Source organism: Mycobacterium sp. NS-7484, from assembly GCF_001953975.1.
In the GTDB taxonomy this organism is placed as follows: domain Bacteria; phylum Actinomycetota; class Actinomycetes; order Mycobacteriales; family Mycobacteriaceae; genus Mycobacterium.
Map to the genome: position 1 here is coordinate 1 of NZ_MBEJ01000005.1, position 15,211 is coordinate 15,211.

18 protein-coding genes are annotated in these 15,211 nt (G+C 67.1%); 9 read left to right on the plus strand and 9 right to left on the minus strand.

What is annotated here, in order from left to right; genetic code table 11:
• The first annotated feature begins 88 nt into the window (after positions 1-88).
• Both aroQ and A5733_RS00410 read left to right on the plus strand, forming a co-directional pair.
• Positions 89-541, plus strand: a complete 453-nt coding sequence (gene aroQ, locus A5733_RS00405) for a type II 3-dehydroquinate dehydratase (RefSeq protein WP_067770891.1) — start codon at positions 89-91, stop codon at positions 539-541.
• Positions 538-915, plus strand: coding sequence for a hypothetical protein (locus A5733_RS00410; RefSeq protein WP_142253727.1), 378 nt, complete (start codon positions 538-540; stop codon positions 913-915). Before aroQ ends, A5733_RS00410 begins: the two co-directional genes overlap by 4 nt.
• On the opposite strand, the gene A5733_RS00415 is transcribed toward A5733_RS00410, so the two are convergent.
• From A5733_RS00415 to A5733_RS00425, 3 genes are read right to left on the minus strand one after another with little or no spacing between them, the layout of a single operon-like run.
• Positions 899-1,402 (minus strand): GNAT family N-acetyltransferase, encoded by a 504-nt coding sequence (locus A5733_RS00415; RefSeq protein ID WP_067770889.1) that lies wholly within the window; start codon positions 1,400-1,402, stop codon positions 899-901. The genes A5733_RS00410 and A5733_RS00415 overlap by 17 nt on opposite strands.
• A complete protein-coding gene (locus A5733_RS00420; RefSeq protein WP_076238706.1) occupies positions 1,399-2,466 on the minus strand; it encodes an isochorismate synthase MenF in 1,068 nt (355 codons plus the stop codon). Before A5733_RS00420 ends, A5733_RS00415 begins: the two co-directional genes overlap by 4 nt.
• 14 nt (positions 2,467-2,480) lie before the next feature.
• The gene (locus tag A5733_RS00425; RefSeq protein ID WP_076238649.1) at positions 2,481-3,092 is read right to left on the minus strand and encodes an acid phosphatase; all 612 of its coding nucleotides are present in this window, start codon (positions 3,090-3,092) and stop codon (positions 2,481-2,483) included.
• A gap of 28 nt (positions 3,093-3,120) precedes the next feature.
• Between A5733_RS00425 and A5733_RS00430 the strand changes: the two genes are divergently transcribed.
• Together A5733_RS00430 and A5733_RS00435 are read left to right on the plus strand one after the other, a co-directional pair.
• Complete coding sequence (locus tag A5733_RS00430; RefSeq protein WP_076238650.1) at positions 3,121-3,948, plus strand: ParA family protein; 828 nt, start codon at positions 3,121-3,123, stop codon at positions 3,946-3,948.
• 8 nt (positions 3,949-3,956) lie between these two features.
• On the plus strand, positions 3,957-4,661 hold the full coding sequence (locus A5733_RS00435) for a PP2C family serine/threonine-protein phosphatase (protein WP_076238651.1): 705 nt from the start codon (positions 3,957-3,959) through the stop codon (positions 4,659-4,661).
• A 28-nt stretch (positions 4,662-4,689) separates the two neighbouring features.
• Here A5733_RS00435 and A5733_RS00440 read toward each other — a convergent pair whose 3' ends face one another.
• Positions 4,690-5,928, minus strand: coding sequence for a hypothetical protein (locus A5733_RS00440; protein ID WP_067770882.1), 1,239 nt, complete (start codon positions 5,926-5,928; stop codon positions 4,690-4,692).
• 20 nt (positions 5,929-5,948) lie between these two features.
• Entirely contained in the window at positions 5,949-7,448 is a 1,500-nt protein-coding gene (locus A5733_RS00445) for a DEAD/DEAH box helicase (RefSeq protein ID WP_067770880.1), read from the minus strand.
• Positions 7,449-7,744: 296 nt separating this feature from the next.
• Here A5733_RS00445 and A5733_RS00450 point away from each other — a divergent pair, with 296 nt between their 5' ends.
• Positions 7,745-8,443, plus strand: a complete 699-nt coding sequence (locus tag A5733_RS00450; protein ID WP_067770879.1) for a ferritin-like fold-containing protein — start codon at positions 7,745-7,747, stop codon at positions 8,441-8,443.
• Positions 8,444-8,476: 33 nt separating this feature from the next.
• Here the strand turns inward: A5733_RS00450 and A5733_RS00455 are convergent, their stop codons facing one another.
• The gene (locus A5733_RS00455; protein ID WP_076238652.1) at positions 8,477-9,289 is read right to left on the minus strand and encodes an MmpS family transport accessory protein; all 813 of its coding nucleotides are present in this window, start codon (positions 9,287-9,289) and stop codon (positions 8,477-8,479) included.
• 219 nt (positions 9,290-9,508) lie between these two features.
• Between A5733_RS00455 and A5733_RS00460 the strand changes: the two genes are divergently transcribed.
• Complete coding sequence (locus A5733_RS00460; protein WP_067776972.1) at positions 9,509-9,748, plus strand: DUF3107 domain-containing protein; 240 nt, start codon at positions 9,509-9,511, stop codon at positions 9,746-9,748.
• 3 nt (positions 9,749-9,751) lie between these two features.
• On the opposite strand, the gene A5733_RS00465 is transcribed toward A5733_RS00460, so the two are convergent.
• Positions 9,752-10,411: a TetR/AcrR family transcriptional regulator gene (locus tag A5733_RS00465; RefSeq protein ID WP_067777006.1), complete on the minus strand. Its 660-nt coding sequence runs from the start codon at positions 10,409-10,411 to the stop codon at positions 9,752-9,754.
• 201 nt (positions 10,412-10,612) lie between these two features.
• Here A5733_RS00465 and A5733_RS00470 point away from each other — a divergent pair, with 201 nt between their 5' ends.
• The 3 genes from A5733_RS00470 to A5733_RS00480 all read left to right on the plus strand — a co-directional run bounded on the left by A5733_RS00470 (position 10,613) and on the right by A5733_RS00480 (position 13,912).
• Complete coding sequence (locus A5733_RS00470) at positions 10,613-11,653, plus strand: DUF3152 domain-containing protein (RefSeq protein ID WP_067776969.1); 1,041 nt, start codon at positions 10,613-10,615, stop codon at positions 11,651-11,653.
• 174 nt (positions 11,654-11,827) lie between these two features.
• On the plus strand, positions 11,828-13,021 hold the full coding sequence (moeZ, locus tag A5733_RS00475) for an adenylyltransferase/sulfurtransferase MoeZ (RefSeq protein WP_142253733.1): 1,194 nt from the start codon (positions 11,828-11,830) through the stop codon (positions 13,019-13,021).
• 36 nt (positions 13,022-13,057) lie between these two features.
• Entirely contained in the window at positions 13,058-13,912 is an 855-nt protein-coding gene (locus A5733_RS00480; protein WP_076238653.1) for a TIGR02569 family protein, read from the plus strand.
• Between the two features lie 76 nt (positions 13,913-13,988).
• Here the strand turns inward: A5733_RS00480 and A5733_RS00485 are convergent, their stop codons facing one another.
• Entirely contained in the window at positions 13,989-14,285 is a 297-nt protein-coding gene (locus A5733_RS00485) for an MGMT family protein (protein WP_067776963.1), read from the minus strand.
• A 2-nt stretch (positions 14,286-14,287) separates the two neighbouring features.
• Positions 14,288-15,061 (minus strand): alpha/beta fold hydrolase, encoded by a 774-nt coding sequence (locus tag A5733_RS00490; protein ID WP_076238654.1) that lies wholly within the window; start codon positions 15,059-15,061, stop codon positions 14,288-14,290.
• Positions 15,062-15,211 lie beyond the last annotated feature (150 nt).

Consider the following 15,211-nt stretch of genomic DNA (forward strand, 5'->3'; position numbering starts at 1 on the left):
GCCGAGATCGACGTGAGGGTTGTGAATCTCGCCGAATCGCAACCCTCACGTCGATCTCGACGGCGCGAGGGCCCGGTACCGTACAGACGTGACTGCACGCTCGGACAAGCCCTGTTTACTGCTCGTCAACGGGCCGAACCTCAACCTGCTCGGCACCCGCCAGCCCGAGATCTACGGCTCGACCACGCTGGCTCAGATCGAGCAGCAGGTGGCCGAGACCGCTGCCGGGTTCGGATTTGAGATCCGGGCGGTGCAGAGCAACCACGAGGGTGCGCTGGTCGATGCCATCCAGGCGGCCCGCGAGGACTGCGTCGGCATCATCATCAACCCCGCGGCGTACAGCCACACCTCGGTGGCGATCCGCGACGCACTCAGCGCCGTCGAGTTGCCTGTGGTCGAGGTGCATCTGAGCAACATCCACACCCGTGAACCGTTCCGGCATCACTCCTACGTGTCGGCCGTCGCGCAGGTGGTGATCGCCGGTGCCGGCCCGGCCGGCTATGAGTACGCGGTGCGCTACCTGGCGGAGCGGCTGTCGTGATCCAGCCGCCTTCGATCCGTTACGCGGGTTTCCTGACCGCCGCCGAAGGGGTGGCCGCGCTGATCATGGCGGTCGTCTTGCTGGTGCGAGCGGTGGCTGGTGCCGACCAGCACATCGTCTCCGGATACGGCACCGCGATCTGGTTCCTGCTCATCGGTGGAGGTGTCCTGGCCGGTGGCTGGGCGCTGATCACGGCGCGACGCTGGGGCCGGGGCATCGCCGTGCTGACCAATCTGCTGCTGCTGCCGGTGGCCTGGTACGTGATCACCTCACACCACGTCGTCTACGGCATCCTGGTCGGACTGCTCGCCCTGGTGACCCTGGGGCTGCTGTTCAGCCCGTCCTCGGTGGACTGGATCACCCGGCGGAGTTAGACGCCGCGGTCTCGTCGGCCAGCGCCGTCAGCTCAGCGCCCGAAACCCGATAGGTGGTCCACTCGGTCTGCGGTGTGCCTCCGACGGCGTCGTACAGCGCGATCGCGTTGACGTTCCAGTTCAACACTGCCCAACTGAGCCGGCTGTAACCCTGCTGCACGCACTCGGCGGCCAACGTGGACAACAACTTGCGGGCCAGTCCACGCCGCCGAAAGGCCGGGCGCACATAAAGATCCTCCAGGTACACCCCGGCGACCCCGTCCCACGTGGAGAAGTTCAGGAACCACACCGCAGTCGCGGCGACCTGGCCGTCAACTTCCACCAGGTGCGCGTACGCCACCGGCCGGTCTCCGAAAAGGGCTGTGTGCATTTGCTTCACGGTCACAGTGCACTCATCGGAGGCTTGCTCGAACTCGGCCAGTTCGCGGATCATCGCGGTGATCTCGACCTCATCACCCGGGCGTGCCCGGCGGATCAGCTCGCTCATGTCGCCCCCAGTCCGGTCAGGATTGTCTTGAATTTGGTGGTGGTCTCGTCGACTTCGTCGTCTGGATCGGATTCGGCGACGATACCGCCGCCGGCGCTCGCCAATGCCGTGCACCGGTCCGCGGACAACACCGCGCAGCGGATCGACACCACCCAGCGTCCGTCACCGCTGCTGTCGCACCAGCCGACGGCGCCCGCATAGAAGCCGCGGTCACCCTCCAGTTCACCGATCAGCGCCGTTGCGGCGTCGGTGGGTACTCCGCCGACCGCCGGGGTCGGATGCAGCGCCAACGCCAGATCGATTGCCGTAGTGTGCTTTTCGCGAAGGCGGCCAACAACCGGCGTGCTCAGGTGCCACAACGCGTCGGTGCCGTGCAGTTCTGGCTCGTGCGCGATCTGCAGGTCCACACACAGCGGACTCAGCGCCTGACGCATCATGTCGACCACCAGTTGATGCTCGTGGCGGTTCTTCGCCGAGGCGGCCAGCGCCGCAGCGTTTGCCTTGTCGATCTCCGGATCGGGCGACCGCGGCGCTGACCCGGCGAACGGCTGACAGATCACCATCTCTCCCTCGCGGGCGACCAGCAACTCGGGACTGGCGCCGACCAGGACGGTGCCGGCGTGCGTGGCCCCGGCCGGGGACAGGTCGGCCAGGTAGGCCGTGGCCGCCGGGTCCGCGGCGGCCAGCCTGCGCAACACGCTGTGAACGTCCCACGGGGACTCGGCGGTCAACCGCAGCGCACGGGCCAGCACCACCTTGTCGATCGGGTTCTGCGGATCGCGCAGTCGACGGATCGCCTCGGCCACGCGCTCGCGGTGCACCGGCCCCGGCGGCAGGGTTTCGCGGTCGCGCACCGTCGGCGGTGGTCCGGTCGGCCGGCTCGGCAGGGAATCGGTGAATCGGACCGTTTCGGGTTCGTGCAGTGCGACCGGTGATGTCAGGTCAAACGGCAAGGCGCCCAGCACAATTGGCGTTCCCGAACGCAGTGCGGCCTGGGCTTCGGCGATGTCGGCGAATCCGGTTCGGATTCCTTCGGCCAGTACGGCACCGGCCGGCCCGGCCATCACGAACGACGGGTTCACTGCGACAGACACGGGTTGGGATGACCGGTCAGGCCGAGCGCGGTGATCTGACGTACGCCATGCTCGAAACCGCAGACCGCAAGGGAAGCCGGCACCATCGACACCCGGATGCCTTCGGCAACCGGAAGTTCGGTCCACCGGGTCAACATCGCGCGGGAGAAATGCCCGTGCCCGACGAACACCACATCTCGGCCGGGCAGGTGCTCCAAGGCCAGCGCCACCGCCCGGTCGGCACGGGCGCTGACTTGCGTCAGGCTCTCTCCGCCGGGGCAACCATGGGTCCAGACCAGCCAGTCCGGCACGGTCTGACGGATCTGTGCAGTCGTCAGACCCTCGTAGTCGCCGTAATCCCACTCCGACAGCACGGGGTTGACCTCGTCGACGTGCAAGCCGGCCAGTTCGGCGGTGACGAGTGCACGTGTGCGCGGGCTGCTGACCACCAGCGGATCGCTAAACTGCAGTTCGGCGAGCGCCGGGCGGACGAGGGCGGCTTGTTCGCGTCCGGTTTCGGTGAGTTCCAACTCCGTGCGGCCGGTGTGCCTACCGGTCGCCGACCATTCGGTTTCGCCGTGGCGAAGCAGGATCAGGCGGTGCAGGCGGTCGCTCACACCGGCGATTCTGCCGCACGTCACGGCAATGGCGTCGAGAGCGTGCTTGGATGAAGGTGTGACTCGAGTATTAGCGGTCGCCAATCAAAAGGGTGGGGTAGCCAAGACGACGACGGTGGCATCGCTGGGCGCGGCGATGGCCGAGCAGGGGCGACGGGTGCTGCTCGTCGATCTGGATCCGCAAGGCTGTCTGACGTTTTCGTTGGGTCACGACCCCGACAAATTGCCGGTGTCCGTTCACGAGGTGTTGCTCGGCGACGTCGAACCGGGGGCGGCTCTGGTCGAGACGGCCGAGGGGATGACGCTGCTGCCGGCCAACATCGACCTGGCCGGGTCCGAGGCCATGCTGTTGATGCGGGCCGGCCGGGAGTATGCGCTCAAACGCGCCCTGGCCAAGGTGGAATCCGACTTCGACGTGGTGATCATCGACTGCCCGCCGTCACTGGGTGTGCTGACGCTCAACGGCCTCACGGCCGCCCATGAGGTGATCGTGCCGTTGCAGTGCGAAACCTTGGCCCACCGCGGCGTCGGGCAGTTCCTGCGCACGATCGCTGACGTGCAGCAGATCACCAATCCCGAGCTGACCCTGCTGGGGGCGTTGCCGACGCTCTACGATTCACGCACCACACACAGCCGGGACGTGCTGCTCGATGTCGCCGACCGGTACGAGCTGCCGGTGCTGGCCCCGCCGATCCCGCGGACGGTCCGGTTCGCCGAGGCGAGCGCGTCAGGGTGCTCGGTGCTGGCCGGCCGTAAGAGCAAGGGTGGACTGGCGTACCGCGAGTTGGCCCAGGCGCTGCTCAAGCACTGGAAGTCCGGCAAGAAGCTGCCCACCTTCACCCCCGAGGTGGGGTAGAGCCGGTCATGGTTTCGGTGTTGCGGGCGGCCACGGCCACCGACCAGGGCCCCGTGCGTGAGAGCAACCAGGACGCGGCCCTGGCCGACGGCATTCTGTACGCGGTTGCCGACGGCTTCGGACCCGAAGGTGAGCACGCCAGCCGGATTGCCGTCGACACGCTGGCCGCCGCATTCGCTGCGGCCCCGGACCGCGACGGGTTGATCGGCGCCGTGCAGCAGGCCAACGATCAGGTGTTCGCCCATGTCAGCGCGTCGGGGACGAGTTCGGGTGCCACGTTGACGTTGGTCGCGATCTTCGGCGACGAGCAAGGGGGACCGCTGGCCATCAACATCGGAGACTCACCGCTGAACCGCATTCGTGACGGGGTGATGCGCCAGCTCAACGACGATCACAGTGTGGCGGGGGAGTTGGTGCGGTCCGGCGAGATCACCCGCGAGGAGGCACGGTTTCACCCGCACCGGCATCTGCTGACCCGGGCGCTGGGGATCGGCCCGGTCATTCGGCCCGATCTGTTCGATCTCGACTGTCGTGCCGGCGACCGGCTGCTGATCAGCAGCGACGGCCTGTTCGCCGGTGCAGAGGACGCGGACGTGGTCGCCGCGGCCGGCACCGACGTCGAACCCGAGGATGCGGCGTGGCGGCTCGTTCAGGTCGCCAACGATGCCGGGGGCAGCGACAACACCACCGTGATCGTCATCGACATCGGCTGATTTCAGGCAAGAACCTTCACGCGCAGGCCTATCCGGCGCCCAGCGCCACCAGTTGCGTCCCGCGTTGCTCCAGCACCGTGTCTCCGGCCACCGCCGGAATTACCGGCGAGACGCTGGGCGTGCGCGGCAGCGCGATGTGACGTATCCCCGCCCCGTTCTGCTGATCGAAGACGTCGTAGCCATCGTTGACCGGCACCAGTAGTTGCCCGGCCATCACCGTGGCGGGGCCGACGGGCAGATGGTGGCCCGACTCGTCCTGGGTGGGCGTCACAGTGAACTTGTACTGCAGGCCGCTTCCTCCGGTGGTGCTGAACACCATTACCGAATCACCGGTCCACCAGGTGATCAGGTCGCCGGCACGAGTGGCGGCCGACTGTGGTGCGGCCGGTTTGGCCAGCGGCAGGCTGGCCAACGTCTTTCCGGTTTCGTCGATGACATTGACCATCGGCCGGGGCACCGGCAGATACACCGCCGTCGTGGTGCCCGACACCGCGATCACCTGGGCTCCCGACTCATCGGTGATGTCCTGCAGATCGACGTAGCGCACCTCGGGGGTGTCCTCTTCGTCGGCCGGCCGCAGCAGGGTGAGCCGGATGAACTTGCTCTTCGGGCAGGATTCCAGCACCGACACCGCCGATGAACTCGCCGCCGCCGACAACTGCCGGCACACCGGTGAGGCCGGGACGTCGGGCTTGATGCGCGCGTCCAGGGCGCCGTACGAGAGCATCCGCACCATGTCCGACCGCCACAGCTCCAGACGGCTGTCCCCGGCCGCGAGCACGGTCGTTCCGTCCGTGGACAGCTTCACCTCGGGATCGGCGTAGGCCGTGCGTGCGGGCCCGCGTCGCCCCGTCTTGCCATCGATCGTGCTGGCCTGCCCGCAACCGCGGACATCGGGGTACACCGCGACCGCGTACTGGTACACCGAGGTGACCCCGCAGAGTTCCAGATCGCGGGCATAGCTCCACAGCACTGCGCCGCTGACCGGGTCGCGGCCCGCGACGGTGGAACCCTCACCGGTCACCACCGATCCACCGGCGAGCACGGGCTGGGTGGTCTTCGGACTGTCGGCGACCCACAGCTGTTGCAGCCCGGCGGGCACCTCGCGGGCCGGCGTCAGATACGGCACGGGTTCTGCCGCGGGCCGGCTGACGGTGGCGCGGGCATCACTGGTCCACCAGATCAGGCCCGCCACCACCGTGACGATCGCGACGATGGCCAGCGCGGCGGCGATGTCGCCGCGGGTGCGGCGTTCGGGTTTGACCACTGACCGGTCTTGTCTGGCGGTCAGCCGGCCGTTGCCGTCTCGGTCTTGCGGGGACGGCGCCGACGGCGGCGACGCCCGGTGTGCGATGCCTCGCCTGCGGTGTCGTCCGATTCGGTCACCGGCGCGGCCTCGGGGGAATCGGCCGGTGCCGGGGCGCCTTCGGGATGCCCGCTGACCGACTGGCCACCGCGGGTACGCCGGCGGGTACGCGTCCTGGTCTTGGCCGGCCGGTCTGCCGAATCGGCCGAAGAAATGCGCTTCTCGTCGCTGCTGCGTTTGGCGGCGGACTTCCGCGGGGACCCGATGGTGCCGGTCGCGTCGGCCGGGATGTTCAGCTCTTCGTAGATGTGCGGTGAGCTGGAATAGGTTTCGGCCGGATCGGGGCAACCGAGCTCCAGCGCCTTGTCGATCGTTTCCCAGCGGGTCAGCTCGTCCCAGTCGACCAGGGTGATGGCGACGCCGGTCTTGCCGGCGCGGCCCGTGCGCCCGATGCGGTGCACGTAGGCCTGCTCGTCTTCGGGGCACTGGTAGTTGATGACGTGCGTGACGTCGTCGATATCAATGCCGCGCGCGGCCACGTCGGTGGCGACCAACACGTCGACGGCCCCGGTGCGGAACGACTTCAGCGCCTTCTCTCGCGCGCCCTGTCCCAGGTCGCCGTGCACCGCGCCGACCTTGAACCCGCGCTCGGCGAGTTCGTCGGACACCTTCTGCGCAGTGCGCTTGGTCCGGGTGAAGATCATGGTGGCGCCGCGGCCCTCGGCCTGCAGGATCCGGCTGACCAACTCCGACTTGTCCAAGGCGTGAGCCCGGTAGACGAACTGCTCGGTGGTGTCGTGGGTGGCTGCCGAGTGCGGGGCCTCGGCCCGAATGTGGGTGGGCTGGTTCATGAACGTGCGGGCCAGCGTGATGATCGGGTCGGGCATGGTGGCCGAGAACAGCATCGACTGCCGGTCGTCGGGAGTCAGCCGCAGGATGCGCTCGATGTCCGGCAGGAAGCCGAGGTCCAGCATCTCGTCGGCCTCGTCGAGCACCAGCACCGACAGCCCGCCCAATTGCAGGTGGCCCTGCTGGGCCAGGTCGAGCAGCCGGCCCGGGGTGCCGACGACGACGTCGACGCCCTTGCGCAGCGCCTCGATCTGAGGTTCGTAGGGGCGGCCGCCGTAGATAGAGGTGACGGAGAACTTGCGGTCACCGGCGGTGAGGTATTTCGAGGCGCCGGCCAGATCGTCATAGACCTGCAGGCACAGCTCGCGGGTGGGAACCACGATCAGGGCCCGCGGTGTGCCGTTGAGCGGGCGGGACTCGTCGCTGGAGACCCGATGCAGCAGCGGGACGCCGAACGCGTAGGTCTTGCCCATGCCGGTGCGGGCCTGACCGATCAGGTCGTCGCCCGCCAGTGCCAGGGGCAGGGTCAGTTCTTGGATGGCAAAGGGGTGCTGAATGCCGTTCTCGCTGAGTGCGCGGACGATTTCGTCGCGGACGCCGAGTTCGGCAAATGTCTTGTTTACATGCGTCATGGTGAGTAGAGGTGGCCTTTCACTGTCAAACCTCATGGGCATCCAGCGCACACGGAGTTTGACGGTGAAACGGTCGGGTTCGCCCGGGATGACGTCTGCATCCGTCGGCGCTGCCGATCCGCTGGGCCCAGCTCCACAGGGCGGGCCAACTGCGTGCACGCACATTTCCTGGTAGCGGCTCAGGCGCTGAAAGAGTCGGCTCGAAGCCGTTACCGTCTCCCATTGTAGCTGGTCGCGTGAGCTGAGCCCATTTGCCAGCTGCTCGTGGGGTCCCGGTGACGTCTAGAGTTGGCGTCATGAATTCGCCTCAGCCTGCCGCGCAAAAGATCGTCGAATCGGTCGATTCGGGCGTGACGGCGGATCATCCTGGCGTCAACGAGTTGTTCGCGGTGCTGGCCTACGGCGAGGTCGCCGCGTTCTACCGGCTCACCGACGAGGCGCGGATGGCTCCCAATCTGCGCGGCCGGATCAACATGGCGAGCATGGCCGCCGCGGAGATAGGTCACTATGAATTGTTGCGGGATGCCTTGGAGCGCAGGGGAGTTGACGTCGTCCCCGCGATGACGAAGTACGCCTCGGTGTTGGAGAACTACCACCGGATGACCACTCCGAGCAACTGGCTGGAGGCATTGGTCAAGACCTACATCGGTGACGCGCTGGCGGCGGATTTCTATCTGGAGATCGCCGACGCACTGCCCGAAGAGGTGTCCGCGGTGGTGCGCGCGGTGCTGGCCGAGACGGGGCATTCCCAGTTCGTCGTGGCCGAGGTGCGCGCGGCCGTGACCGCCAGCGATCGGCAGCGCCACCGGTTGGCGCTGTGGGCACGGCGGCTGCTCGGCGAGGCGGTCACGCAGGCGCAGTACGTGCTGGCCGATCACGACGAACTCGTCGACTTGGTGATGTCGAGCGGTGAAGGTCTGACCCAGTTGGCGGAGTTCTTCGGCCGGCTGCAGAACACCCACCAGTCCCGAATGCAGGAACTGGGCCTGGCGTAATACCCGCCAAGCCCAGTCGTACCTGCGTGCTTCTTACTGCGTGCAGGTGGTGATCATCGTGTTGTTGGCCTGCTGGATCAGAACGGCACCCGATGCGTCGGTGATCGAGCAGTTGAGCTGGCCCGCCACGCTGGTCGCGGTCACGGACTTGAGCTGGACTCCAGGGTTGAGCACCACGGTCTTGGTCCAGGGCAGCGCGACGTTGATGTCGGTCTGCAGTGCGCCCTGCGCATCGGTGTAGACGATGGTCACGAGGTCGATGAGCTGCCGGTTGCCGGTCACGCGATAGGTGATGGTGTTCGGGTTCACGGCGGCCGCGGGCGGCGCGGCCTCGACCGGTGGAGCCACCGGGTCGGGCGCCACGGTCGCACTGGGCGTCGGGGTCACCGTGGTCACGGTCTCCGGCGACAGCGGTGCGGTGGGCGCCGCGCGCGGCGGGACCGGGGTGGACGTGGCGTCCTGCGCCGGTGCGGTGGTCTGCGTGGGAGCTGCCGACGGGGTCAGGCTCGCCGAGACGGAACCGCTGTCGCCGCCACCCAGGATCACCGAGGTGCAGACCACCGCCACCACGAGCACGACCCCGGCCACCGCGGCCACCCAGATCCAGCGCCGGTCGAGCGGTTCCTCGTAGAACCGAACTTCGTCGTCGTACTCGGCGTCATAGTCCGCGTCATAGTCGGCGGTGGAGTAGTCGGTGCCGTAATCCGTGCCCCGGCCCGCGGCGTAGTTGCTCGGGTCGTCGCTCTGGTAGTCCGGCCGGTAGCCGGCGTACCCGCTCGGCTCATACGGGCGGTCCCCGAAGCGCTCGGTCGGTGCGGTGTCATACGGCGAATAATGCCTGGTCATGAGGCTGTCCCAGTCGTCTCGTCCAATGTCGGTCCTGATGCTATCGAGGCAGAAGTGACAGATGAGGCGGAGTATCGGGTGTGTCGGTCACGGTCCGGACTCGGTTCGGTATCTGCGTTTCGCGCATGGCGTAGCCCGGCTCACCGCACCCCTGTGCCGCCGTCCACTAGCCTGCTCAGGGAAGTCGACAACGACGTGAGAAAGAAAGAAGGGCCCAGCGTGGAGGTCAAGATCGGTGTCACGGACAGCCCGCGCGAGCTGACCTTCAACAGCGCGCAGACACCCAGCGAGGTGGAGCAGCAGGTCACCGAGGCGCTCGCCAAGGATTCGGGTGTGCTGGCGTTGACCGATGAGAAGGGTCGGCGCTTCCTGGTGCAGAACAGCCGGATCGCCTATGTCGAGATCGGCGCCGCCGACGTGCGTCGGGTCGGATTCGGTGTGGGGATGGAATCCGCCTGAGTTCTACGAGCGGGTGAGAGGCACGTGTGACAGTCCGCCCCAGGCGAACTGCACCGTGCCGTCCACCGCGGTATTCCGGTCGATCGGCCGGTCGTTCGTCAGCCAGTAGCGGGCTGAATCGACGCTGATGGCCACCAGCCCGACAGCGATCATCCTCGCGCGATGCGCCTCCAGCCCCGAATCGCGGCTGATCAGGTCGAAGACGGCATCGGTGCATGCCTCGGTGGCGACCTTCACCTGCGCGGCCACCTGCGGCTCGCTGACATAGTCGTTCTCGAAGATGAGCCGGTAGCCCTGGCTGTCATGTTCGATGAAATCGAAGAACGCCTCCACTGCCGCACGCAACCGCTGACGGTTGTCGGTCGTGGTGCGCAGGGCCTGGCGCACGCCGGACACCAGATTGTCGACGTGGCGCTGCAGGACTGCCAGATACAGCTCGAGTTTCGACGAAAAGTGTTGATATAGCACCGGTTTGCTCACGCCTGCGCGTTCGGCGATCTCGTCCATACCCGCAGCGTGATAGCCGCGTTCGACGAACACCTCGCTCGCCGAGGCCAACAGCTGCCCGCGCCGCTCGTCGCGAGGCAGGCGGTTGCCGCGACGACCACCGCCGTTCGCGGGCTTGTCACCTCTCCTCTCGGCGGTGTTGGCGAGATCGCTCATCAGGTCCTCAATCTGTATTGCTCTGGCGCACTTGAACATGTTCATCCGAGCCGCTGATCGAACCGACACTACTACCGTTGGGCCCCACTTCCGTCGTGCGGGCGTCCGCGAAACGTGCGCGGGTTTCGAAATGACACCAGCGTGGTCACGGCATTACTGCGCCCCGGGCCGCTCCACAGGAGTCTGTGCCATTCTGGTCCGGTGACCTACGACCCGGGACGTCGCGGGGGTGGCCGTGTCCCGGCGCTGCGCAACGAGTGGCGAGAGCCGCTGCGCGCACAGCGAGATCCGATTGCTGCGGACTCAGGACGCGCCAGATCCAACAGGGACGACCACCAGCAGTGGCGCAAACAAACATGGATCGGCCGCTTCGTGTCCACCTACGGGTGGCGCGCGTATGCCTTGCCGGTGCTGATCGTGCTGACCGTGGTGGTCATCTACCAGACGATCACCGGTACCAGCGCGACGCCGACCGCCCAGGAGGAGGACGGCCCCGCGCAGGGTCTGCCTACCCCCATCGATGTGGCCAGCACCGCCATCATCGGCGCGCCGCCCAAGGGCCTGACGCAGTTCGATGCCAATCTGCCCACCGGCATCCTGCCTGCGGGCGGTCCCTTCACCGAGGCGGGCAACCGGACCTGGCGGATCGTGCCGGGCACCACGCCCAAGGTCGGCGCGGGCACCACGAAATCGTTCACCTACACCGTCGAGGTCGAGGACGGGGTGGACACCACGTCGTTCGGCGGCGACGAAGGATTCGCCCGGATGGTCAGCGAGACCCTGGCCAATCCCAAGAGTTGGACCCACAACGGGCTGTTCGCCTTCACCCGGGTGGACGCGAGCAGTGGCGTCGAACCGGACTTCCGGGTGTCGCTGACCTCCCCGATGACCGTGCGCGAGGGCTGCGGCTACGACATCCAACTGGAGGCGTCCTGCTACAACCCGTCGTACGACGGTCACCAACCCCGCGTCTTCGTCAACGAGGCCCGCTGGGTCCGCGGCGCGGTGCCGTTCCAGGGGGACATCGGGTCCTACCGGCAGTACCTGATCAACCATGAGGTTGGTCACGCCATCGGTTATCAACGCCACGAGGCGTGCGAGCGCGACGGCCAGCTGGCGCCGATCATGATGCAGCAGACGTTCTCCACGTCGAATGACGATGCCGCGAAGTTCGATCCGGAAACCGTCAAGGCCGATGGTCTGACCTGCCGGTTCAATCCCTGGCCGTATCCGATCGCCTGAGTCGCCGCACCGACAGCGGCGACCGGCTCGGCCCCGGTCCATACCCGAGAGCTCGCGCGCGATCGCGGTGGGCCCGGCGGCGGGAAGCATCCACACCGGATTACCGTTGTGGTACGAGCAGCTGGGACGATGAAGTGACCAGAAAAACTGAGGAGACATGCGGTGTCCGCGAATTTGGACGTGTCGTTACCGCCGTTGGTCGAGCCGGCCGCCGAGCTGACCCGTGAAGAGGTGACGCGCTACAGCCGCCACCTCATCATCCCGGACGTCGGCGTGATCGGGCAGAAGCGGCTGAAGAACGCGAAGGTGTTGGTGATCGGTGCCGGTGGGCTCGGCTCGCCGACCCTGTTGTACCTGGCCGCCGCCGGGGTGGGCACGCTCGGCATCGTCGAGTTCGACGTGGTAGACGAGTCCAACCTGCAGCGGCAGATCATCCACGGCCAGTCCGACATCGGCCGGTCCAAGGCCCAGAGCGCCCGGGATTCGATCCTGGAGATCAACCCTCTGGTGACGGTGAACCTGCACGAGTTCCGGCTGGAACCGGACAACGCGGTGGAACTGTTCAGCCAGTACGACCTGATCCTCGACGGCACCGACAACTTCGCCACGCGTTACCTGGTGAACGACGCGGCCGTGCTGGCCGGCAAGCCCTATGTGTGGGGTTCGATCTACCGGTTCGAAGGCCAGGTGTCGGTGTTCTGGGAGGACGCGCCGGACGGGCCCGAGGGAAACAAGCAGGGCCTCAACTACCGCGATCTGTACCCCGAGCCGCCCCCACCGGGCATGGTGCCCTCGTGCGCCGAAGGCGGCGTGCTGGGCATCCTGTGCGCCTCGATCGCCTCGGTGATGGGTACCGAGGCGATCAAGCTGATCACCGGTATCGGAGAGCCGCTGCTCGGCCGGTTGATGGTGTACGACGCGTTGGACATGACGTACCGCACGATCCGCATCCGCAAGGATCCGGCCACACCGAAGATCACCGAGTTGATCGACTACGAGGCGTTCTGTGGCGTCGTCTCCGATGCGGCTGCCGAGGCTGCCGCCGGGTCGACGATCACTCCGTTGGAGCTCAAGGAGCTTATCGACTCCGGAAAGCCGCTGGCGCTGATCGACGTCCGCGAACCGGTGGAGTGGGACATCAATCACATCGCGGGCGCCGAGTTGATCCCGAAGCCGACGTTCGAATCGGGTGACGCGTTGGCCAAGCTGCCGGTAGATCGGACTCCAGTGCTGTACTGCAAGACCGGGATACGGTCAGCCGAGGTGCTCGCCATCGTCAAGCAGGCCGGTTTTTCCGACGCGGTGCATCTCCAGGGTGGAATCGTGGCCTGGGCCAAACAACTCGAGCCCGACATGGTGATGTACTGACGGCTGGTTTGCCGATCTACACCTTAGGCTGAGGTTGTGAGTGTGGAACGGCCGCCGGAACATGTGCTGGCGGCGTTCGGCCTGTCCGGGGTGCGCCCGGTACCGCTCGGCTCGAGCTGGGAGGGTGGCTGGCGCTGCGGCGAAATGGTGATGTCGATGGTGCCCGAGCACGCCCGTGCGGCGTGGTCGGCCAAGGTTCGCGAAACGTTGTTCGTCGACGGGGTGCGGTTGGCCCGCCCGGTCCGATCGACCGACGGCCGTTACGTGGTTGCCGGCTGGCGGGCCGACACCTTCGTGGCAGGCACGCCCGAACCGCGTCATGACGAAGTGGTGTCGGCCGCAGTGCGATTGCACGAGGCCACCACGAAGTTGGAGCGGCCCCGCTTCCTGACCCAACCGCCGGTGGCGCCGTGGGCCGATGTCGACGTGTTCATCGCCGCCGACCGCGCGGCCTGGGAGGACCGGCCGCTGCATTCGTTGCCGCCAGGAGCCAGGGTCTCGCCCGGATCGTCCGATGGGCAACGCTCCGTGGAGCTGATCAATCAACTGGCCGGCCTGCGCAGGCCGACCAAGAGCGCCAGCCAGCTCGTGCACGGCGATCTCTACGGCACCGTGCTTTTCGCGGGCACCGCCGCCCCGGGGATCACCGACATCACCCCGTACTGGCGCCCGGCCTCCTGGGCCGCCGGCGTGGTGGTGGTCGACGCGCTGTCGTGGGGTGACGCCGACGACGGCTTGATCGAACGGTGGCAATCGCTACCGGAGTGGCCACAGATGTTGTTGCGCGCCTTGATGTTCCGGCTTGCCGTGCATGCCCTGCACCCACGCTCTACCGCGGCGGCGTTTCCGGGCCTGGCGCGCACGGCCTCGTTGGTCCGGTTGATCCTGTAGCTCACTGTTCTCCCGCGAGCAGACGCAAACCGGTACATTTCCGCGCAGAAAGGTACGGGTTTCTGTCTGCTCGCGGTCAGAACAGGTGGCGGTACTCGGCCAGGCGTACCCGTCCGTCGGCCGCCAACACCCCCTCGGCGCGCAGCCGTTCCAGTTGCCGGGTGGCCAGATGCGGAGCGGGCCGGCCCGAAGCCAGGATCACCCGGTGCCAAGGCAGGTCCGAGGAGTCGGTCCGCATGATCCAGCCGACGATCCGCGGACTGGAAAGCGCTGCCGCATCGGCGATGTCACCATAGGTGCACACCCGCCCCGGCGGGATCGCCGCCACCAACGCGCGCACGGCTTCCACCTGTTCCTCGGTGACGGCCGGCATCGTCAGCCCAGCCGCTCGCGGATCAACTTCGCCGTCTCGACCGGCATGGCGTGGGCCACCATGTGATCGCAATCCCAGTCCAGCAGGCTGAAATCCGCGCCGAGGTGCGTACTCAGCTCACCGATGAGCTCATCACGCGCATAGGGGGGACTGGTGCGGGTGGCACGAACCAGCACTGTCGGAGTGCCTTGGCGCGGCAGGGCGACCGGACGAGCCAGCTCGCTCCAATATGACACCATCGCCGGGATGCTGATGCGCCACCCATAGCGTCCGCCCGGCAACTCGACGAGGTGCTCATCCAGATCGCGGTCCAGCTCTGCCGGCGCCACATCACCCCACGACCCGTTGGCTTTCTCGGCTCGCGCTTCGGCGCGGTCGGGATAATCCGGCGAGGCCATCATGGCCTCGGCGATCTCGCGCATCCACTCACCGTCGAGGTGGACGGCCGGATCCAGCAACACCAGTCCGCTGACCAGATCCGGGTGTGCCGCAGCCAGATTCAGTGCCAGCGCCCCACCGAACGAGTGCCCGACCACCAACGTCGGACGGTCCAGGAGCGACGCCAGGGCCTCGACATTGGCATCCAGGGTCCATGGCGCCGCCCATGACGAGCGGCCATGCCCCAGCAGATCGGGGGCCAGCACCGCCACGTCGGACAGGTGCTGCTCGGCCAGCGTCTTCCAGCGCTGCCCATGTCCGGTCAACCCGTGGATCAGCAGTACCTGGGGCGTCTCGGCGGGGCCGTAGCGGTAGACATGCAACTTCTCGGCAGACATGTCGTTGATGCTGCCAGGAGGTCGGACGCCGCTACTTGTCGGGCTTGTCGCTCCAATCCGCTCCGCTACTTGTCGGGCTTGTCGCTCCAATCCGCTCCGCTACTTGTCGGGCCATTCGCTCCAATCCGCTCCGCTACTTGTCGGTCCCTT

Bases quoted from the DNA above. Each gene is read 5' to 3' on its own strand.
- A5733_RS00485 (WP_067776963.1), bottom strand. From the start codon at position 14,285: ATGCCGGCCGTCACCGAGGAACAGGTGGAAGCCGTGCGCGCGTTGGTG.
- A5733_RS00445 (WP_067770880.1), bottom strand. From the start codon at position 7,448: ATGACGCATGTAAACAAGACATTTGCCGAACTCGGCGTCCGCGACGAA.
- A5733_RS00415 (WP_067770889.1), bottom strand. From the start codon at position 1,402: ATGAGCGAGCTGATCCGCCGGGCACGCCCGGGTGATGAGGTCGAGATC.
- A5733_RS00490 (WP_076238654.1), bottom strand. From the start codon at position 15,061: ATGTCTGCCGAGAAGTTGCATGTCTACCGCTACGGCCCCGCCGAGACG.
- A5733_RS00465 (WP_067777006.1), bottom strand. From the start codon at position 10,411: ATGAGCGATCTCGCCAACACCGCCGAGAGGAGAGGTGACAAGCCCGCG.
- A5733_RS00450 (WP_067770879.1), top strand. From the start codon at position 7,745: ATGAATTCGCCTCAGCCTGCCGCGCAAAAGATCGTCGAATCGGTCGAT.
- A5733_RS00430 (WP_076238650.1), top strand. From the start codon at position 3,121: ATGGCGTCGAGAGCGTGCTTGGATGAAGGTGTGACTCGAGTATTAGCG.
- A5733_RS00420 (WP_076238706.1), bottom strand. From the start codon at position 2,466: ATGGCCGGGCCGGCCGGTGCCGTACTGGCCGAAGGAATCCGAACCGGA.
- A5733_RS00435 (WP_076238651.1), top strand. From the start codon at position 3,957: ATGGTTTCGGTGTTGCGGGCGGCCACGGCCACCGACCAGGGCCCCGTG.
- A5733_RS00455 (WP_076238652.1), bottom strand. From the start codon at position 9,289: ATGACCAGGCATTATTCGCCGTATGACACCGCACCGACCGAGCGCTTC.